Origin of the sequence: Nocardioides mesophilus (genome assembly GCF_014395785.1) — a bacterium.
In the GTDB taxonomy this organism is placed as follows: Bacteria; Actinomycetota; Actinomycetes; order Propionibacteriales; family Nocardioidaceae; genus Nocardioides_B; species Nocardioides_B mesophilus.
Window position 1 is genome coordinate 2,265,230 of sequence record NZ_CP060713.1, and the last position, 18,859, is coordinate 2,284,088.

At 68.3% G+C, this 18,859-nt stretch carries 17 protein-coding genes; 13 read left to right on the top strand and 4 right to left on the bottom strand.

Annotated features, from left to right (window positions below; translation table 11 throughout):
* The first annotated feature begins 312 nt into the window (after positions 1 to 312).
* From H9L09_RS10845 to istB, 3 genes are all read left to right on the top strand, one after another.
* Positions 313 to 1,071, top strand: coding sequence for a hypothetical protein (locus H9L09_RS10845; RefSeq protein WP_187576996.1), 759 nt, complete (start codon positions 313 to 315; stop codon positions 1,069 to 1,071).
* 158 nt (positions 1,072 to 1,229) lie between these two features.
* Positions 1,230 to 2,501 carry an IS21 family transposase gene (gene istA / locus H9L09_RS10850; protein ID WP_187576997.1) on the top strand — a complete coding sequence of 424 codons (1,272 nt, stop codon included), beginning with the start codon at positions 1,230 to 1,232 and terminating at the stop codon, positions 2,499 to 2,501.
* Positions 2,501 to 3,310: an IS21-like element helper ATPase IstB gene (istB, locus tag H9L09_RS10855; RefSeq protein ID WP_187576998.1), complete on the top strand. Its 810-nt coding sequence runs from the start codon at positions 2,501 to 2,503 to the stop codon at positions 3,308 to 3,310. Before istA ends, istB begins: the two co-directional genes overlap by 1 nt.
* Before the next feature lie 397 nt (positions 3,311 to 3,707).
* On the opposite strand, the gene H9L09_RS10860 is transcribed toward istB, so the two are convergent.
* Positions 3,708 to 4,457 (bottom strand): class I SAM-dependent methyltransferase, encoded by a 750-nt coding sequence (locus H9L09_RS10860; RefSeq protein WP_187576999.1) that lies wholly within the window; start codon positions 4,455 to 4,457, stop codon positions 3,708 to 3,710.
* A 193-nt stretch (positions 4,458 to 4,650) separates the two neighbouring features.
* Here H9L09_RS10860 and H9L09_RS22790 point away from each other — a divergent pair, with 193 nt between their 5' ends.
* On the top strand, positions 4,651 to 5,034 hold the full coding sequence (locus H9L09_RS22790; RefSeq protein ID WP_187577000.1) for a nucleotidyltransferase domain-containing protein: 384 nt from the start codon (positions 4,651 to 4,653) through the stop codon (positions 5,032 to 5,034).
* Positions 5,035 to 5,208: 174 nt separating this feature from the next.
* Positions 5,209 to 5,793, top strand: a complete 585-nt coding sequence (locus H9L09_RS10870) for a dTDP-4-dehydrorhamnose 3,5-epimerase family protein (RefSeq protein WP_223163996.1) — start codon at positions 5,209 to 5,211, stop codon at positions 5,791 to 5,793.
* Between the two features lie 52 nt (positions 5,794 to 5,845).
* Here H9L09_RS10870 and H9L09_RS10875 read toward each other — a convergent pair whose 3' ends face one another.
* Entirely contained in the window at positions 5,846 to 6,346 is a 501-nt protein-coding gene (locus tag H9L09_RS10875) for a DinB family protein (RefSeq protein WP_187577001.1), read from the bottom strand.
* Positions 6,347 to 6,513: 167 nt separating this feature from the next.
* Between H9L09_RS10875 and H9L09_RS10880 the strand changes: the two genes are divergently transcribed.
* Together H9L09_RS10880 and H9L09_RS10885 are read left to right on the top strand one after the other, a co-directional pair.
* Positions 6,514 to 7,032, top strand: coding sequence for an SGNH/GDSL hydrolase family protein (locus H9L09_RS10880; protein ID WP_187577002.1), 519 nt, complete (start codon positions 6,514 to 6,516; stop codon positions 7,030 to 7,032).
* 210 nt (positions 7,033 to 7,242) lie between these two features.
* Positions 7,243 to 7,992: an addiction module protein gene (locus tag H9L09_RS10885; protein ID WP_187577003.1), complete on the top strand. Its 750-nt coding sequence runs from the start codon at positions 7,243 to 7,245 to the stop codon at positions 7,990 to 7,992.
* 37 nt (positions 7,993 to 8,029) lie between these two features.
* On the opposite strand, the gene H9L09_RS10890 is transcribed toward H9L09_RS10885, so the two are convergent.
* Positions 8,030 to 8,908 (bottom strand): phosphotransferase enzyme family protein, encoded by an 879-nt coding sequence (locus tag H9L09_RS10890; RefSeq protein WP_187577004.1) that lies wholly within the window; start codon positions 8,906 to 8,908, stop codon positions 8,030 to 8,032.
* 288 nt (positions 8,909 to 9,196) lie between these two features.
* Between H9L09_RS10890 and H9L09_RS10895 the strand changes: the two genes are divergently transcribed.
* From H9L09_RS10895 to H9L09_RS10920, 5 genes are all read left to right on the top strand, one after another.
* Positions 9,197 to 9,835 carry a dihydrofolate reductase family protein gene (locus tag H9L09_RS10895; RefSeq protein WP_246456508.1) on the top strand — a complete coding sequence of 213 codons (639 nt, stop codon included), beginning with the start codon at positions 9,197 to 9,199 and terminating at the stop codon, positions 9,833 to 9,835.
* A 77-nt stretch (positions 9,836 to 9,912) separates the two neighbouring features.
* Positions 9,913 to 13,470, top strand: coding sequence for an ATP-binding cassette domain-containing protein (locus H9L09_RS10900; RefSeq protein WP_187577006.1), 3,558 nt, complete (start codon positions 9,913 to 9,915; stop codon positions 13,468 to 13,470).
* A 275-nt stretch (positions 13,471 to 13,745) separates the two neighbouring features.
* The gene (locus H9L09_RS10905) at positions 13,746 to 14,429 is read left to right on the top strand and encodes a class I SAM-dependent methyltransferase (RefSeq protein ID WP_187577007.1); all 684 of its coding nucleotides are present in this window, start codon (positions 13,746 to 13,748) and stop codon (positions 14,427 to 14,429) included.
* 93 nt (positions 14,430 to 14,522) lie between these two features.
* Positions 14,523 to 15,437, top strand: a complete 915-nt coding sequence (locus H9L09_RS22060; RefSeq protein ID WP_246455956.1) for a DUF480 domain-containing protein — start codon at positions 14,523 to 14,525, stop codon at positions 15,435 to 15,437.
* Positions 15,438 to 15,576: 139 nt separating this feature from the next.
* Entirely contained in the window at positions 15,577 to 16,869 is a 1,293-nt protein-coding gene (locus H9L09_RS10920) for an ISL3 family transposase (protein ID WP_187577008.1), read from the top strand.
* Positions 16,870 to 16,944: 75 nt separating this feature from the next.
* Here H9L09_RS10920 and H9L09_RS10925 read toward each other — a convergent pair whose 3' ends face one another.
* On the bottom strand, positions 16,945 to 17,244 hold the full coding sequence (locus tag H9L09_RS10925) for a putative quinol monooxygenase (RefSeq protein WP_187577009.1): 300 nt from the start codon (positions 17,242 to 17,244) through the stop codon (positions 16,945 to 16,947).
* Positions 17,245 to 17,440: 196 nt separating this feature from the next.
* Between H9L09_RS10925 and H9L09_RS10930 the strand changes: the two genes are divergently transcribed.
* The gene (locus H9L09_RS10930; protein ID WP_187577010.1) at positions 17,441 to 18,712 is read left to right on the top strand and encodes an SMI1/KNR4 family protein; all 1,272 of its coding nucleotides are present in this window, start codon (positions 17,441 to 17,443) and stop codon (positions 18,710 to 18,712) included.
* Positions 18,713 to 18,859 lie beyond the last annotated feature (147 nt).

Consider the following 18,859-nt stretch of genomic DNA (forward strand, 5'->3'; position numbering starts at 1 on the left):
CTCGTCAGCGGCGAAACCAGTCTCGGTGTGCCGGCACTCCTGGATGAGGCCATTCGGCGAGCCAATGCGGACTTCCACGGTGAAGTGGCTGGTGGCGTAGCCGTTCGGACACCCGATCCAGGCGTAGGGGCGCCGCTGTTCTGGGACGGGCGCAGACGCAGCGCGCTGGAGACTTGGCTCGGCGTCTGCTGTGCCGAGCTCACGAGGGCTGGTCTTGGAGGTCAGCTACGGCCCAGTCGCAGGAGTCGTCCAAAATCAGGGGCACTTGCGGGAGCACCAGCTTCCGCACCCACGGTATTCGTCGGCTACCAGATGGAAGTCTTCCCGCCACCGCATGAGGAGCTGCTTGGGTGGCATGTCGGAGTAGGCACGACTCGCCGCGTTGCCGAGTTCGCAACCAAGTGGGCGAGCCTCTCCGGTGGAGAGTGCTGGGCAGCGTGCTCGGATGAGGCGATGAAGATAGAGGGGTGCTGCGCCGCCGACTTCCTGTGCTCCGCGGCCAGCGTGGCCGAATACGGCGCGACGTTGATCTACCCAGTGGACTCACACAAGTTGACCCACTGCACGATGGCGCCCAGGGGCGAGTTCATTGCCCAATCGATCGAAAGGCCCGGTCATTGGCAAGCACAGGTGGCGGAGCTGGTCGAAGTACTCCTGGCCGCCCCCGAGGCCGCAGACGTTGGGATGATCAAGCGCGCCAGGGAGGAGGCGTCGTCCTGGCTGGAGATTGGGCAGCAGACGAACAAGCCGGCGCGCCTCGTCATCGACTACCAGGCGAGCAGACATCTATGGGATCGATATGTCATTGATGCTCACGGCGTCAACCTGCTCACTGACTATCACTTGGACAACGCGCACGACCTTTCGGATTGGACCGTCGAGGAGGTCAGCCCCGGACGCCATTTGGTCAGCGCGAAGAACCTCGCGTCTTGGTACTCGGGGGGACCGACCCCGTACGACGTGATACAGCGTGCGCGGGCGGATTTCGGGAAGATGATTCTCGACTGGGACACGATTCAGAGCCATCCCGGCCCCTACACCAATCTCAACCCGAACATCATTGGTCGTTGATCGCCAGTCTTCTCAGCTGGTTGCACCAGATCGGCCGCTACAGGCTGTCCACCCTCTCGCATCGACTTCCTGGAGTCGGCCTCCACCGCTGTCGACGACGCTTGAAAACGAGGCCATAGCGACGGTCGAAAACGAGGCCACCCAGACAGATTGGATGGGTGATCTCTGTGGAGGATTGGGCTCTGATCCGGCGGCTGGTCGCGGAGGGTGTTCCGCAGCGTCAGGTCGCGAAGGATCTCGGGGTGGGGCGAGCGACGGTGGCGCGGGCGTTGGCCTCGGATCGGCCGCCGAAGTACGAGCGGCCGGCGGTGTCGACGTCGTTCACGCCCTTCGAGCCGCACGTGCGGCAGCTGCTGAAGGATCATCCGGGGATGCCGGCCACGGTGGTTGCCGAGCGGGTCGGCTGGACGGGGTCGATCACGTGGTTCCGCGACAACGTCCGTCGGCTGCGGCCTGAGTATCGTCCGGGCGACCCCGCGGGTCGGTTGACGTGGCTGCCGGGTGATGCGGCGCAGTGCGACCTGTGGTTCCCGCCGCGGAAGATCCCGCTCGAGGACGGCAGCAAGGCGCTGCTGCCGGTCATGGTGATCACGTGCGCGCATTCGCGGTTCATCCTCGGACGGATGATCGCGACCCGGCACACCGAGGACCTGCTGCTGGGGATGTGGGAGCTGCTGGGGCAGCTCGGTCGGGTCCCGCGGCGCCTGATCTGGGACAACGAGTCCGGCATCGGCCGCGGCAAGCGGCACGCCGAAGGCGTCGGCGCGTTCACCGGCACCCTGGCCACCACGCTGCAGCGCCTGAAGCCCTATGACCCCGAGTCGAAGGGCATCGTGGAGCGACGCAACGGGTTCTTCGAGACCTCCTTCATGCCCGGGCGTGATTTCACGTCACCGGCGGACTTCAACATCCAGTTCACCGACTGGCTGAGGATCGCGAACGGTCGCGTGGTGCGCACCATCAAGACCAGGCCGGTCGATCTGCTCGACGCCGACAGGGCCGCGATGCTCCCGTTGCCGCCAGTGCCCCCGGCGGTCGGGTGGCTCAACCGGGTCCGGTTGGGACGTGACTACTACGTCCGCGTCGACAGCAACGACTACTCGGTCGACCCGGCGGTGATCGGCCGGTTCGTCGACGTCACCGCGGACCTGTCCAGGGTGCAGGTCCGCCACGAGAGGCGTCTGATCGCCGATCACGACCGGGTCTGGGCGCGTGGCATGACCATCACGGACCCCGCCCACGTTGCATCGGCCCAGGTGCTGCGTGAGGAGTTCCAGCGCCCCCGCCCGGCGGCCGACCCAGATGAGGGGCTGGTGCGGGACCTGGCCGACTACGACCGTGCCTTCGGGCTCATCGACGGCGGTCTCACCGACGGCGGTCTCACCGACGGCGGCCCCGCCGACAGTGCTGACGGTGAGGAGGTGGCGTGATGACCGGTAAGGCGAAGGCCGGCGGGACCCATCACAGCGAGGCACTGAAGCAGGTCACCTACCTGGCGTCGGCGTTGAAGGCACCGCGGATCACCGAGGCAGCCGGCCGACTGGCCGACCACGCTCGTGACGCAGGTTGGACCCACGAGGAGTACCTCGCCGCGGTCCTGGACCGTGAGGTCGCCGCACGCAACGCGTCCGGTGCCCAGCTGCGGATCCGGGCCGCCGGGTTCGGGTCGAGGAAGACCATCGAGGAGTTCGACTGGGACGCCCAACCCGCGGTGCGTCAACAGATCGCCGCACTCGCATCGGGTGGGTTCCTCACCGAAGCCCGCAACGTGGTGCTGCTCGGTCCGCCCGGCACCGGCAAGACCCACCTAGCCACCGGCCTGGGCATCGCCGCCGCGCACCACGGTCACCGGGTGCTGTTCGCGACCGCGACCGAGTGGGTCACCCGACTCACCGACGCCCACCGCGCCGGCCGGCTACCCCAAGAACTCACACGGCTGCGGCGCTACGGCCTGATCATCGTCGACGAGGTCGGCTACCTACCGTTCGAGCAAGACGCCGCGAACCTCTTCTTCCAGCTCGTGTCCAGCCGCTACGAACACGCCTCGCTGATCCTCACATCCAACCTGCCCTTCAGCGGCTGGGGCGGTGTGTTCGGCGACCAGGCCGTCGCCGCGGCCATGATCGACCGCGTCGTCCACCACGCACACGTGCTCACCTTGAAGGGCGCCAGCTACCGGCTACGCAACCGCGGGATCGACACCCTGCCCAGCATCAGAACCCAAGACACGGCAGACTAGAAGACACGAACCGGTGGCCTCGTTTTCGAGCGTCGGATCGGCCTCATTTTCGAGCGTTGCCGACAACCGCACCTGCGTCATCGACGCCCTCCTGGAGGTCTCGCCAGTGGAGTACGTACGGCGTCCACGCGCCTCCACGGAGTCACCGACGGTTTGTCTCAGCTATCTCCAGCTGAGTCCATGCTCACCGCTGGGCAGAACGTCGTGGAACGTCAACGACTTCGCCCTGCTGGCGATGCTCGGCCTGCTCGGGACGCGCATCGTCGAAGCGAGCCGGCATCAATATCCGCCACACCTTCGTCCCCACTATGCTCAACGCCAGCAGGTCGACCCGGGAACCATGCGGAATCGGTGTCGGCTCGCGTGACGCAAGCTCGTGAGACCACGGGTTCGGTCGTCAACGCGTCCCGGGCACCCAGCGGACGCAGTAGGCCTCGTGGTGCAAGCGCGCCGTTGAGGTGCCGAGCTCCGCGCACGCCCGAGCCATGATCGCCCGAGAATCTTCGAGCTTCGTCCGTCGTGCCTCATCGTCGAGCCGGATCACGGCCGAGTTGGTCGCGAGGTAGTCACAGAAGTGCTCCGGCGTCACGCTCCAGCCCCACGGGAACGCCTCGACCTCGGTCTCGTCCCGAGGGAACGGATCCTCATCAACGCGGCCGGACGAGGTGTCTTCTTGGAGGCCCTTCCCGTCGGGGTCGACGCCTGCAAGGTCGTACTCCCAAGGCTGGATCGGTGTCACCTTGTTCCAGACGAGACCGAGCCAGCCGCCCGGCCGAAGCACTCGCCGCACCTCCGCGATGGTGGCCTGACGGGGGAACCAGTGCCAGGCGTCGGCGCTGAGCACCGCGTCCACGCTGTGGTCGGGAAGCGGGATCTGGTCGGCACCGCTCTCGTGCCGATGGGCCGCGGGGAACTGGGTCCGGAGCACGCGCAGCATGCGCGGATCGCGATCGACTGCGTGCACCGTGGCACCGCGACCGAGCAGCGCGCCGGTCAGTTGTCCGGTGCCGGCCCCCAAGTCGACGATCGTCGTTGCGTCGCGCGCAAGCCAATCGACGGCCTCGTCCGGATACGTGGGACGCCACCGGGCGTACTCTTCGGCGACCTCGCCGAACACCAGCGCCCGGTTCAGGTTCAAATTCGTCACCGCATCACTCTGCTGGCCCGGAAGGCCCAGTGCCAACGGGACACGCGGGGATTCAACGCACCTGCGGTCGGCGTCACCGAGCGGATTGTGGCCATGAGCGGAGCCCGTCAGGATCCGGAGCGTCCATGGTTGCTGCGACGATGAGATTGTGACGGCGAGACTCAAGCGACGGCGTCAGCACGCCGGGAGCGTCATGACGGCGGTGACGCAATGGGCCAGTGCCCAGGCCGATGTCTCAGGTTTGGCTTTGGTCGGTTCCTACGCGTGCAACCGCCCACGGATGGGCAGCGACGTTGACCTGGTCCTGCTCACGAACAATCCCGCCAAGCACAGTCGTGGTCTCGACTGGGTAGTCTCCTTCGACCCAAGAGCAGAGTTGATACGTGATCAGATGTGGGGACCACTGAGAGAGCGCCGGGTGCGACTGCGTAGCGGCCTCCAGGTCGAGCTGGGGGTCGTGCCGCCTTCATGGGCGGCCATTCCCCTCGATTCCGGTACCAAGAAGGTGCTTAGAGACGGGTGTCGGATCCTTCACGACCCTGATGGGATCTTTCGGGCGGCCTTGGCGAGACTGTGATCGGGGGTGGCGCTCAACCGACACTGGCTGTCATCGGCATTTGAGTGCTGCACCCTGTGAGCGCCGATCGGGATCTTGCCTGGGAAGCAGCGAGATCCACTCTCCGCCTTGTCCCGAGAAAGCTGGCGGCCTTCCCCAATGAGTCGATGGTGAAGAACCTACAGGCCTGACACGATGACCCCCGCGTCGACGCAGTCATGGCCCCGTGTGCAGGAGATGGTGGTCCGTGCCACCGAGATCGAAGGCCTCATGGTGATCCGGATGCGTCAGGTCGAGGACGAGCGGGGCACGGTCCGCGAGTTCTACCGCGAGTCATCATGGCTATCGGCGGGTCTGCCGAGCCTGGGACCGTGGCTGCAGGTGAACCTGACCGAGACCAGACGGGGCGCCGTGAGGGGGCTTCACGCTGAGAGCATGCACAAGCTGGTAGCCATCGCCTCGGGACAGGCCTTCGGCGCCTACCTCGACCTCAGGGCCGGATCTCCCACGCGGGGAAACGTGGAGCAGCTGCGTCTCGCACCAGGAACCCAGGTGTTGGTCCCCCAAGGCGTGGCCAACGGCTTCCAGTCTCTGAGCGCTGGTGGTTCGCAATATCTGTACTGCTTCGACCACGAGTGGGTCGCCGGCATGGCAGGCGTCGCGATCAGCCCCCTCACCGCCGGCATCCAATGGCCTCTCGCCATCGACGCGGATGACCGGTCGCAGGTATCCGCCAAGGATCAAGCGGCGCCACCACTGACCGAGCTCCCGCCAAACTGACCGGACACCGCCTTGGTGCAGCCAGGCTGCGCCGGTGCGGCACACACATCATTCACCCGCCGACGGCACCGTCCGTCGCCTCGCGCAACAAGTCGAGATGACCGCAATGCCGTGCGGTCTCCTGGATCATGTGGATCATCGCGTAGCGCAGGGTGAAGTCCATGCCGTCGCCGCGGGCGGCATCGTCGAGGTGGAAATCAGCGACCGCGCGGCGAGATCTCGCGCACTCCTCGACGTAGTCGGCCACGATCGTCACGAGCGTGTCGCCGGGCTCGATCTGGAAGTTGCCGTGCAGGTCGTCGTCGGTCCACGGCCGGGTCACGTCGAGGTCCGCGAAGTCGATGCTGAACCAGTACCGTTCCGTTCCGGTCAGGTGCTTGACCACGGTGGCTGGTGTCAGCGCAGAGGGCGGGACGGTCGCGGTAAACGCTTGGTTGTCGGTCAGACCGGCCACCTTGTTGACCACCGTTGCACGGTAGAAGTCGAGCATGCTCTCCAACATCGTTCTGTCGGAGCCGCGCTGGAGCGGCTGTGTACGCGCCACCGGCCTCACATCGCTCATTCAGACAGGCTAGGCAGTCTCCGCGCATCCACCCAGCGGTTTGCGGCTACTAGTTCCATTGACCATGTCCGGCTGATCACCGCGGAGTACGGCCAGCCAAGAGCGCGTGCTGTAGTCGGCGAGTACCGCCCGGGCGATGACGCTCTAGTGTCTTGGCGGTGCGCATTGTTCTGCTGGGAGACAGCCACCTCTCTCGCATCCAGCGCGAGCTCCCTCGTCTCGGCGAGAGAGTATTGAATGCGGCAGTCGGCGGCGCCACCGTGCTCGATCTCGAGCAGCAGGGTGATGATGCGCTCCTGACAACCGACGACGTCGTCGTTGTCTCCGTTGGCACGAACGATGGCGCACCGTGGAACAAGGTGCCGGTGAGCGTCTTTCACCGCACGCTGAAGGATTTTGTGGTCAGCCGCCCGGTCCGGCTGTGGGTGGTGATGGCTCCACCTGGTGTGGACGAATCGAGACTCGGCACGGGGAAGCGAACCAACGCGGTGTTGGATGCGTATCGGGGTGCGACCGCCGCTGTCGCCGAATCAACCTCCGCCCGGCTGATCGACTCCCGCGCCCTGCTCCGACCTCATGGTTCTCGAGCGTTCAACGGGGACGGTGTTCACCTCAGCGGCGTTGGTTATCGGCTGCTGCTGCCTGCCGTCGCGAAGGCTGTCTGCCTCGAGAGCTGAAGAGTCCCCCATCTCCCAGTTGCGAGTGGATGGCGGCTAGATCAGTTCAAGGATCAGCTGGATGACCTGTCGGACGCCTCGATCTCCTCGCGCCGCTCCCTGAGGAACTCGGCGAGGAGCGGTGGCCTCCAGGCGGCCGTCGGGCTCCGCCCACCGGCGGAAGGACGCATATCTGAGTGGGCGCCTTCACTCGCCACTAGCGTTCTACGGGTGAGCCGGAACATCTACGAACTCATCGAGACAGTGCTTGCCCTGCCGCGTGCTGAGCGGGCCGTGGTGATGGAGCGGCTGAAGGAGAGCCTCGAACGGCCAGATGTGCCCGGCGGCATCATCGTGGAGCCACATCACCTCGTGGAGCTCGGCGCCAGGTACGTCTTTCCGAAGAACCGCCGCTATGAGCGGGAGACCGTGACCTTGTCGTCGAAGGCCGGGCCCACGCTGTCGACGAGATGGGGAGCACTCGCCATCGCCGACCCCTGGTTCCCCGAGACTGCGCCCACCACCCCCGCGATCGGCATGGGTGCGAAGGACTACCCGACGGCCGTCACCGTGATCACGCGCACCCGCACCGAGACCGGCGCGGGCGAGGTGGTGCCGGTGGCCGCCACGGTCGGCACGGTCGCCGGTGTGGCCACGTGGCAGCCGCTCGCCGACGATGGCCAGTTCCAGCTCGACTCCGACTCCTCGCTCGGAGCGTTCTACGAGATCACCGACGCGGCCGTCCTGCAACCGCTCTTCGCGGACGACCTGTACATGCAGGGTATCTTCAATCGGGCGCTTGAAGAGTCGATCGTTTCGATGGAGGCCGATGGACGGACGCTGGCGGCTGCGTTCATGTGTGGCAAGGACCAGCACCCGGCGTGGGTGGGGTACGACGCGAACGGTGTCGCGGTCGCCGTGCTTCTCGACTTCGGCCTGCTCTCACACGCGCAGGGCCGCGAGGACGAAGTGACTCGCTGACTCGTGGCGCGAGCGCGACCTGGCGAACCCCGTTGAGTCAGGTGACGTCGAGGCCCAGGTCGTCGAGCCCGCAGCGGGCGTTTGCGAGGCCACGCTCGTTATCGGCCTGCTCCACGCCGCCCGTGAGATCGTGCGCGGCCAGCCGCCACGCGAAGTACGCTCCCTGCACGGCCCACCGGAAGCGTCGGAACGCGTCCAAGAGCTGCAGCTCGCCGGCAACCTGCGGGCCCAGCGCTTCGTAGATCATGAGGAACGCCCGAGCTCGCACGGGCCCACCCAGATACATCACTGCGGACGCCACGTCGTACAGAACCGGCCCCCGCTTCGCCCCGGCCCAGTCGATGAGACCGGTGACCCCGGTGATGTCGTCGTGGACGAACGCCTCGGGAGCCGGGTCCGTGTGGAGCACCGACCAGGTGACGGCCATCGGGTCGGTCTCGGCGCGTACCCCCTCGATGGCGCGACCCAGCCAGGCGTGGGCGTCGACACCGGGCAGCCGCAGCGAGAGCCAGTCCGCCTGGAAGGTCGCCGTCCTTGACCCCAGTTCCGGCATCCCAGCCGTGTGCACACCAGCGAGCGTCTCGGCGATCCAGCGCTGCTCCTCGTCCGACTCGCCGTCGAGCTCACGGCCGGGCACGTGCTCGAGTAGCGCCAGGGCGTGCTCGACCAGCACGAGCCTTCCGTCGCGGGTCGGCACCGGCGGTCCGGTGACGAAGCCGGCCCTGGCGAGTGTCGCGGCGACCTCGCCGCCGGCGACCAGGTCGGCGACGGCCGAGGGCGGGACTCGCTTCGCGACATAGGTCGAGCCTTGATGCTCGACCAGCCAGGTCTCTGAATTCATTCCACCCCCAAGGGGTTTCACCTCGGCGTCAGGCATGCCCCAGAACTGGTGCAGCAGCTCGCAGGTGTCCGTCATGCGCGCCACCCTGACACGGTCGCTGGGGCCACGCACCTTCATTCCGGCACGTCAGAAGGTTCCCCTGCGCTCGCGGCTCAGGACGTTCTGAGAGCTGCTGACTTCAGGGAGTTGGGTTGATGAGAAGGGCCCGGTTGCGATCTTGATCATTCGCTCCACGACGTCGCCGCGCTGGTTGGACAGGAGTCCATCTCCGTCGAGCATCGCGTGTGGCGCGATGAGTCTGGTCGAGTTGAAGGGTCGACCTGGACGACACCGCATCCATGAAGGAGCAGCGCAGTGAAGCAGATGGTCCGAGTGCACAACTTCAACGTGTCCAGCGACGGCTATGGCGCCGGCGACGGGCAGAGCCTGGAGCGGCCGTTCGGCCACGCCGACCCGGCGGCGCTGTTCTCCTGGACTGGCGCGACGGCGAGCTGGCCCACGCGCACCGAGCCCGGCGGCAGCCGAGGACTCGACGACTACCTCGTCCGCGACTTCCACCGCAACATCGGCGCCGAGATCATGGGCCGCAACAAGTTCGGCCCTCAACGCGGCCCCTGGGCTGACCACGGGTGGAAGGGCTGGTGGGGCGAGGAGCCGCCGTTCCACACCCCGGTCTTCGTCATGACCCATCACGAGCGACCGTCCTTCTCGCTGTCCGACACCACTTTCCACTTTGTGAACGGCTCTCCTGCCGCGGTGCTGGAGCTCGCGCTCGAGGCCGCCGACGGCAAGGACGTCCGGCTGGGCGGTGGCGCCAACACCATTCGACAGTTCCTGGACGCCGACCTGATCGACACGTTGCACGTCGCGGTCGCCCCCGTCGAGCTCGGTCGTGGATCCCGGCTCTGGAACTCACCGGACGACCTCCTCGACTGGTACCACCGCGACATCGTGCCCAGCCCGACCGCCGGGGTCGTGCACCACCTGTTCTGGCGACGGTGACCAGTGCGGCGGGCGACTCCCCGGCGCGGAAAAACCAGGAGAAAACCGCAGCCGATCCCGCATAGCGTGGTCGCATCATGACCGCGCTCACCACCGAAACCGTCACACCGGACCAGCAGCGCCCGCCGCAGGAGGGGTCCGACCCGTCCCGCAGGATCGACACGTCACGGATGAAGAGCCCAGTGGCGATGGCCGCGCTGGTCGCATCCGCGGTGGGAGCCGTCGGGATGACGCTCGGCACCGTCGTGGCCGGGAAGCTCGCCGAGGACCCGACCCGGAGCCTGGTCTGGTTGCTCGCGATCTGCGTCGTCGGTGCCGCCGTGGTCGACACGTCCGGGAAGATCGCCTGGGTCGGCTGCTCGGACCGCGCGGAGGGCCGGCTGCGCGAGGACCTCCTCCAGGCGGCGCTGCGTCAGCCGCTGGCCGCGCTGAGCGAGCAGGCAGTGGGCGAGATCCTCGATCGGATCGACGACGACTCCCACGAGGTGGGCAACCTGGTTCGGTGGCAGATCTGGATGCTGGCCCGCACCCTGTTCGCCACCCTGCCGATGTGGGTGGTCGCCGGGGTTACCTGGTGGCCTTCCTTCATCCTCTTTCCGGTGCTCGCCGGCGTCACGTGGTTCGCCATCCGGTCGCTGCTCGGTGAGATCGCGCGCCGCAAGGTGGTCGAGGAGATGGCGTGGACCGACCACGCGGCCGTGCTCGAGGAGGGGATCGCCGGGCGCGATGACCTGCGCACCAGTCTGGGCCAGGCGCACGTGCTGCGGCGCGTCGCGTGGCTCTCCGCCGACGTGCACGCCAAGTTCAAGGCCGTCGTCGACATCGAGAGCCGCCTGGTCCGACGGGCCGGCGTCCTGCTCCACGCGCTGCTTGCGGGCGTTGCGGTCGCCGGGGTGGCGCTCGCGTCCGGAGGCAGCCTCTCGGTCGCCGAGCTGGTGACGCTGTTCCTGGTCACCTCGACGTTCGTCGGCCAGATCGCGATGGTTGCCAACCACCTGCCGGACCTGCAGGCCGGCCTCGGAGCCGTCATCCGACTGCGGCAGATGCTCGCCGTCCCGCCCGAGCCGGAGGGAGGGAGCCCGCTGTCCGAGGGACCGCTGGACCTGGAGCTGCGCGGTCTTCGGTTCTCCTACGCGGAGGGGACGTTCGCGTTGCAGGGGATCGACCTGCAGGTCCCCGCGGGCCAGACCGTCGCCCTGGTCGGCCGCACGGGCTCGGGCAAGTCGACGCTGGCTGCGCTCGTCTCGCGCGCGATGGAGCCGCCACGAGGGACGGTGTTCCTCGGCGGCACCGACGTCCGGGAGCTGGACCTCCAGCGCCTCCGGCGTTCGGTCGGGGTGGTCACGCAGCGCACGGAGATCCTCGCGGGCACCCTCGCGGAGAACATCACCCTCTTCGCCGATACCCCGCGCAGCACGGTCGAGGCGGCGGTGGCGGAGCTGGGCCTGGACGGCTGGGTCGCCGGGCTGCCCGACGGCCTCGACACCCTGCTGGGCCCCGGCGGCACGACGCTCTCGGCCGGCGAGGAACAGCTCGTCGCCTTCGCCCGCCTTCTGGTCCGTGACGTGCGCGTGGTCGTGCTCGACGAGGCCACCGCGCGCATGGACCCGCTCACGGAGCGCCGCGTGGTGGCGGCCGCCGACCGGTTGCTCGCGGCCCGGACCGGCATCCTCATCGCCCACCGGCTCTCCACTATCGAGCGGGCACCGCTGGTCGCCGTACTCGAGCGCGGGCGCATCGTCCAGCAGGGCGCCCGCACGCAGCTCGCCCTCGCGACCGGACCGTTCCGCGACCTGCTGGAGGCCAGCCACACCGAGCACGGTCACGACCATCCCGCCGGGGACGGCATTGACGCCAAGGGCGTCGTCGCGGCCGAGCTCTCCGAGGCGGACCACACCGGTGTCGGCGGCCGCCGTCGCTCCGGCCCGCCGCCGCAGATCGAGGACGTCGGCACGGGTCCCTCCCTGGCGCGCGGCATCGCGCACGCGTTGGCGGTGCGTCCGGCCTGGGGTGCGTTGGGAGCTCTCCTGTTCCTGGTCGTCTCCCTCGCCGGCGCGCAAGGGGCCGTCACCGGGCTGCTCTGGGGACGCGTCGTCGAGGACCTTCAGCGTGGCGGCAGCCCCACGTGGCTGACCGGCGCGGTCGTGGTGAGCCTGCTCACTGCGCCCGTGCTGCTGGCCAACGCCTTCGGGCGCTACCCCCGTTGGTGGATCGAGGTGATGCTCCGGGCCCGGATGGCGGTGCTCTACGGCCAGACCCGGCAGCGCCGTCTGGTGCGGACTCCGCCCGGCGAGGTCGTCGCACGCTCGATGGACGCCGACCGCTACGCGCGGTACGCCGACCGTTGGGTCGACTTCGTCAACGGCCTGATCATCGCCGGCGTCACCGCGCTGCTCGCCGGCACCTGGCTGGCCGGTGCGGTGCTGCTCGCCGTGATGGTCGCCTCGGCACTGGCCTCGACGCTAGGCCGGCCCATCGCGGGCCGCTCGGCGGCAGCCGCGTCCACGGCGCGGGCGGGGTTCGGCCGCGCCCTCGTCTCGGCGCTGGACTCCGCGCGCACCGTGAAGCTGGCGGCCGCCGTCCCCGAGGTCCATGCTCACCTGCGCCGCGTGGACTCCGGACGCGTCGCTGCGGCGGTGAAGGAGCACCGGGTCCAGGCCTTCCTCGACGGCGTGCCCATGGTCATGGTGCAGTGCGGCGTCGTGGCGGCCTGGGCGATCTACTTCTCGGGCGGCTGGAGCCTCGCGATCGCCCTGCTGGTGGCCAACGCGGTCGGCGGCTTCGACTGGTTCGGCCGGGTCGCCGGGATGGTCGTCACAGAGGCGCCGGGGACGCGCGCCTGGCAGAAGGAGACCAGCCGGTTCGCGGGCGGCGCCGACCTGATGGACCTTCCGTCGCGGGTGGACCTCGTCAGCGGGGACGCCCCGGAACCCGAGCCGGTCCAGCGCGTGTCGCTGGAGCGCCTCGAGCTCTCCGGGTTCTCGGCGGTCCACGACGACGGCACGATCGGCGTCAGCAGCGTCGACCTCACCGTGGAGGCCGGCGAGCTGGTGCTGCTGGTCGGGCAAGTCGGCTCCGGCAAGTCCAGCCTGCTCGCCGCGCTCGCCGGCCTGATCGAGCACTCCGGTGCGCTGCTCTGGAACGGTCGGGAGGTCACCGATCCCCAAGCGTTCCTCCGGCCCGCGCAGGTCGCCTACGTCGCCCAGGTGCCGCGGGTGCTGTCCGGCAGCTTCTCCGACAACGTCCTCCTCGGCCACCGGCGGGACTTCGACGACCCGGTCTCCGACGCCCGGTTGGCACGCGACATCGACGAAGCCGGCGGGAAGGACGCCCTCGTCGGGCACCGTGGCGTCCGGCTCTCCGGCGGACAGGTCCAGCGGCTTGCACTCGCACGGGCGCTGGCTGCCGACGCCGAGCTGCTCCTGGCCGACGACGTCTCCAGCGCCCTCGACGCCGCTACCGAGATCGAGCTGTGGGCCGCCCTCCGGCAACGGCGGACCACCGTGATCGGTGCTACCGCGAAACGGGCCGCGCTCGCTCAGGCCGACCGGGTCGTGGTCCTCGTTGGCGGCGAGGTGGCCGCGACCGGCCCCTGGCGCGAGCTGGCAGCTGCGTGGAGTCACCTCGCGGGCTAGTCCGGGTCTCCGAGGCTTGCATTCGCCTCCCTGTCGCGGCGGAAGGACGCACCTCCGGCTGGGCGGTGAGGTTGGCGGCGCGTCCGAGGGAGAGTCCGATCCGCTCGGCTTCTGACGAGGATGGCTTCCTGCGAAAGCCGGGTAACGGGCAGGACTGGAGACACCCGCGGAGGACTGGGACAGGCCAGGCCTGACACCGATTCGCACAGCAGTCCCCGATGCCTCCTCTGTTCTCGACGGGTGCCGCGAGACGCCGTGGTCGGTAGTCTCGAGCCGTGACGAGCGAGCCATCGGACATGTTCGAGGCGATGTACGCGGGCGCGGAGGCGGGTGGGGACAGGCCGCCCTGGGACCACGGCGGCCCTCGTCCACAGCTCGTGGAGTGGGCCAAGGCGCGGAACCTCGCGGGAGGTGGCCGCGAGGCGCTGGTGGTTGGGTGTGGGTACGGGGCGGACGCCGAGTTCCTTGTGTTGCTCGGATTTCGGACCACGGGGTTTGACTTCGCGCCGACGGCGATTGCCGGTGCGCGGCGGCGGTATCCGGCCAGCGAGGTGAATTACCTCGTTTCCGACGTCATGGACCTTCCTCGTGAGTGGCAAGGGAACTTCGACCTGGTTGTTGAGAGTCTCACCGTGCAGTCGATGCCGCCTGAGCAGCACTCAGCCGCCGCACGGAACATCGCAGCGTTGGTAGCACCGGAAGGCACGCTGCTGGTCTTGGCGACCACCAGGGAGGAACACTCCGCGGTGACGGGCCCACCCTGGCCGCTGACCCGTGCTGAGGTCGAGGAGTTTTCGAATGGGGACCTCGTCATTGACCGGCTCGAGCAGATCGAGAACGGCGCTTGGTGGCGAGCCGAACTATCACGTCCACGCGACCATTACGCACGACGCCGCGGCGAGGCCACGTCCGCGAGGGATGTCTCGGCATCTAGCCCCGCTTTGGGTGCGACGCGTTGAGCCCGGCATCGTCCGCAGGATGGCGTCGCCGGTAGGCGGCGAAAAGACGCTGTTCGATCCGCAATCGTGCCAAGGCAGATTTAAGGTCGTGACGTGAGAGAACTCCCCGCCCTCGATGCGACTGACCAGCGCATCCTTGGCAGCCTCCTGGAGAAGCAGACGACCGTGCCCGCCACCTATCCCCTCTCCGCGAACGCACTGGTGTCGGCGTGCAACCAGACGAGCAGCCGCGACCCCGTCACCGACCTCGACCAGCAGATCGTCGAGCGGACCGCGAAGTCGCTCAAGGAGCGCGGGCTGCTGCGGATCGTGTGGTCCGACACCGGGCGCCGGACACTGAAGTACCACCAGATCCTCGACGAGCACCTCGCCCTCGAGCCCGATGAGCGGGCGCTGCTCACGGTGCTGCTGCTCCGCGGCGCGCAGGCGCCGGGTGAGCTGCGCACCCGCACTGAGCGGTTGCACGGGTTCGCCGACCGGGGCGAGGTCGAGGAGTGCCTGCGCCGGATGGCGAGCCGCCCGCAACCGCTGGTGCGCGAACTCGAGCGCCGGTCGGGCCAGCATGATCCGCGCTGGATCCACCTCCTGGGAGCCGCGCCAGAGAAGACCTCAGGCGTGACCGGCCCAGCTGGGAGTGCCGACACGTCGCGCATCCGCGTCACGCAGATCATCGCCGACCTCCACGTACCCGACCTCCCCGCCTCCAGGAGCTTCTACACCGACTACCTCGGGTTAGCCGAAGAGGAGTTCAACCTGGGCTGGGTGGCCCGCCACACGTCGCCGGTATCCAGGGCGACGCTCCAGGTGATGACCAGCGATGCCACCGCGCCCGTGGACCCCGTGGTCACGGTCATGGTCGACGACGTCGAAGCCGCCTACCGCCAGGCACAGGAGCGTGGGTACGAGATCGTGCATCCCCTGACAACCGAGGCATGGGGCGTGACTCGCTTCTTCGTCCGCGCTCCCGATGGCAACGTGCTCAACGTCGTTCAGCAGCACGCAGGCTGAGGGTCTTGGTCATTCGCGGCGGAATGACGGCTCTCCTGACCCTTCCGTGGGTGGTTGAGCGCGCCTGAACGAGCGCACGCCGTTCCCTATCTAGGTTTCTGAGCTGTCTAGGAACAGGAACCACAGAGCGGAGAACGGCGTGCAGAACGCCACCTTATGGCGCGCCCTGCTTGGGGTCGAGAAGACGGTCATCGAGTCGGTCGAGTACGACGAGGACGAGCTGCGGCTCATCGCCCATGTGCGGGCACGTGCCCGGGCACGTGCCCGGTGCGGACGGTGCCAGCGACGGTCGTCGGCCTACGACCGCGGGGAGGGACGACGTCGGTGGCGGGCGCTGGACCTGGGCACGATCCAGGTGTTCCTCGAGGCCGACGCCCCGCGGGTGAACTGTTCGGTGCATGGCCCGACGGTGGCAGCGGTGCCGTGGGCGCGGCACGACGCCGGCCACACCCTCGCCTTCGACGAGCAGGTCGCCTGGTTGGCCACGCAGTGCTCCAAGACCGCGATCACCGAGCTGATGCGCATCGCCTGGCGCACCGTCGGGGCGATCATCACCCGGGTCTGGGCGGACGTGGAGGCCGTGCACGACCGGTTCGCCGGGCTGCGACGGATCGGGATCGACGAGATCTCCTACAAGCGAGGGCAGAAGTACCTCACCGTGGTGGTCGACCACGACTCCGGTCGGCTGGTGTGGGCTGCACCCGGCCGGGAGAAGGCAACCCTGGAGCAGTTCTTCGACGCCCTCGGCGAGGAACGCTGCGCCCAGATCACCCACGTCAGTGCCGACGGCGCGGACTGGATCAGCGCCGTGGTCGCCAACCGGTGTCCGAACGCGGTGCGGTGCGCGGACCCCTTCCACATCGTCAAGTGGGCCACCGAGGCCCTCGACGACGTCCGCCGTCAAGCATGGAACGCCGCCCGCAGCCGACCAGGCGGCCGCGCCGACCGGATCCGATGGTCACGTGGACGCATCCGTCAAGACGCCGCCGGCGCCGCGAAGGCCCTCAAGCACGCCCGCTTCGCGTTATGGAAGAACCCCGAGAACCTCACCACCCGACAGGCCGCGAAGCTGGCCTGGATCGCCAAGACCGACCCCACGCTGCACAGGGCCTACCTACTCAAGGAAGGACTCCGGCTCGTCTTCCAGCTCGGCTACGACGAAGCCGCCAAGGCCCTCCAGGCCTGGATCGGCTGGGCGCGTCGCTGCCGCATCCCGACCTTTGTCGACCTCCAACGCCGCATCGTCAAACATAGGCCCTCGATCCTCGCCGCGATCGAGCACGGCCTGTCCAACGGACGCATCGAGTCGGTCAACACCAAGATCCGCCTGATCACCAGGGTCGCGTTCGGATTCAAGTCACCAGACGCCCTCATCGCCCTGGCCATGCTCAACCTCGGCGGCCACCGACCCGCACTCCCCGGCCGGAAATGACCCACGGATCAGTCAGGAGAGCCGGAATGACGCACACGCGACGCATCGGACCTTGCGTCAGCGTTCCTAGGTCCGTCAGTCGGGAATGCCCGCCCGCGCCTCGAGCTGCTGGCGCTTGAACCCCTCTGTGTCGAGGATCGGCATCGCGCGTGTGATCTGCTCCTTGACCCGGTCCAGCTGCAGTGAGGCGGTATGGGCATCTTCGGACTCCCACAGTTCTGTGATCCAGACGCCATCCGCGTCGGTCTCATCGACCGCGACCAAGTACAGCCGGCACCCTGGCATCGGCTCGCGGTGTTCGCCCTCGGCCAGTATGGCCAGCAGTTCTTCGCGTTTACCAGGCTTGGCGGCCAAGCGTCCATGCAGCATGAACATGCCCGCGAGCCTAGCCCGGTTGCGTTTGGAAGCAGTGGTGTCCCGCGCTCACCGGCGGCGGAATGACCGCACCACGCGTTCATCCACCAACGCGCGATCGTTGGAGCAAACGACAGGCCCCCGGGGCAGCACTCGTGACGCTTCCGGGTGGGGAGATCGGCTGCGCGGTGGCGGCCCCGACTCTAGGGTGCGGGGGGTGGTCCGACTGGGAGAGTGGCCGGCCGACGACCTTGACGGGTTGTTGCGCCAGTGGAGCGCTGCCTGTCTGGCGCGCCTCGGGGTCCTGGAGCGCCCCGTCGAAGCGGCCGCACGCACCGGCAGCCTCCTCCGCCGGCCAGCTACCGAGCCCGCTGTTGCCGCTGTCGAGCGTAGGTTGGGCGTGCATCTTCCGCCGTCGTACCGGCAGTTCCTGCTGCTCTCCGATGGTGCGTACGGCGACACCATGGGTGCCCTGACGACGAGTTCGTATCGGGCGGGTGACTTCGACGAGGCATGGGGCTTCCTTCCGGTCTCTGAAGTCCGTCCGTACGTCGAGGTCGATCCCCACGCGGTCGAGATATGGCTGGAGCTGCAAGACGAGATCGATGCGGCCGATGGTGGGGTCGACCCGACGCCTGTGTTCGAGGGTGACGAGGTGCGTGATCACCGGCCGATGCAGCAGGCGCTTGCCATCGCGCGTGGCTTCGACGCCAACTGCTCGCTTCTGGTCCCGGTCGGCGGTCCTAGTCCCGGCGAGGAGTGGGAGGTCTGGGAAAACTACAAGGAGAGCACCACCCGCTGGTCATCGTTCCGGGCATACCTGCACGACACTGTCGAGGAGCATCTCGGCGTTGATGTGGACGAGGTCGAGGCCTTGCTGCTTGTGGCCGGTGCGGAGTCCGGCGACCTGTCGGCGGTACAGCGGCTGGCGCGGGTGCGGTCGCCGGAAGCCACGGGACTTCTGGTCGATGCGGCACGTCGGGGCGTCGCGCCACACGCCGTGACGCGCGCTCTGGCGCGCATCGGCGGCCCAGAGGTCGTGGCGGTGCTCACGGCGCTGCAGCTCGATTCGTGGCGGCAGCCGTATGTCCACGCCGCTCTGGCGCGGATCGGGACGCCCGAGGCCCTCGACCACCTCGCCGCCGTAGGGGCCTACCGGCACCTCGCCGATCTCGGCGATCCGCGTGCTTCTGCGATCGCCGCCTCTCGGCTGCGTCAAGGTGACGTGTCGGAGGTGGTGGCAGCGGCGGGCTTGCTGTGGCAGCTGCCCGACTCCGCGTGGGTTCCCGACCTGGTTGCTGCCTACGAGCGGGTGCCGCATGACCAAGCGCGCCACGCCATCCTGCACGCCCTCGACGCGTGCGGGGCCGCAGACGAGGTGAGGCGGCGCGCCCCTGACCTGCTCGACGGGGCGTACGGATACCTGGCACGGGCCTTGCTACAACGACTCGCGCCTCCCGAGGATCCGACACAGTCGCCGAGGTCCTGACCCGGACACGATCCAGGCGGAAGGACGCGCCACTGCCCAGCCAGCCCGAGCGCCCGTATGGTGGCAGACAGGGTGTCTGATCGCCCTGGTCGGACAGCCCAACGTCCCCGACGGGAGGGTAATGATGCAGATGAAGTCACCGGTCGC

Excerpts from the sequence above, each read along its gene's own strand:
- H9L09_RS10845 (WP_187576996.1), top strand. The coding sequence starts at position 313 with ATGGAAGTCTTCCCGCCACCGCATGAGGAGCTGCTTGGGTGGCATGTC.
- istB (WP_187576998.1), top strand. The coding sequence starts at position 2,501 with ATGACCGGTAAGGCGAAGGCCGGCGGGACCCATCACAGCGAGGCACTG.
- H9L09_RS22790 (WP_187577000.1), top strand. The coding sequence starts at position 4,651 with ATGACGGCGGTGACGCAATGGGCCAGTGCCCAGGCCGATGTCTCAGGT.
- H9L09_RS10870 (WP_223163996.1), top strand. The coding sequence starts at position 5,209 with ATGACCCCCGCGTCGACGCAGTCATGGCCCCGTGTGCAGGAGATGGTG.
- H9L09_RS10890 (WP_187577004.1), bottom strand. The coding sequence starts at position 8,908 with ATGACGGACACCTGCGAGCTGCTGCACCAGTTCTGGGGCATGCCTGAC.
- H9L09_RS10895 (WP_246456508.1), top strand. The coding sequence starts at position 9,197 with ATGGTCCGAGTGCACAACTTCAACGTGTCCAGCGACGGCTATGGCGCC.
- H9L09_RS10900 (WP_187577006.1), top strand. The coding sequence starts at position 9,913 with ATGACCGCGCTCACCACCGAAACCGTCACACCGGACCAGCAGCGCCCG.
- H9L09_RS10925 (WP_187577009.1), bottom strand. The coding sequence starts at position 17,244 with ATGTTCATGCTGCATGGACGCTTGGCCGCCAAGCCTGGTAAACGCGAA.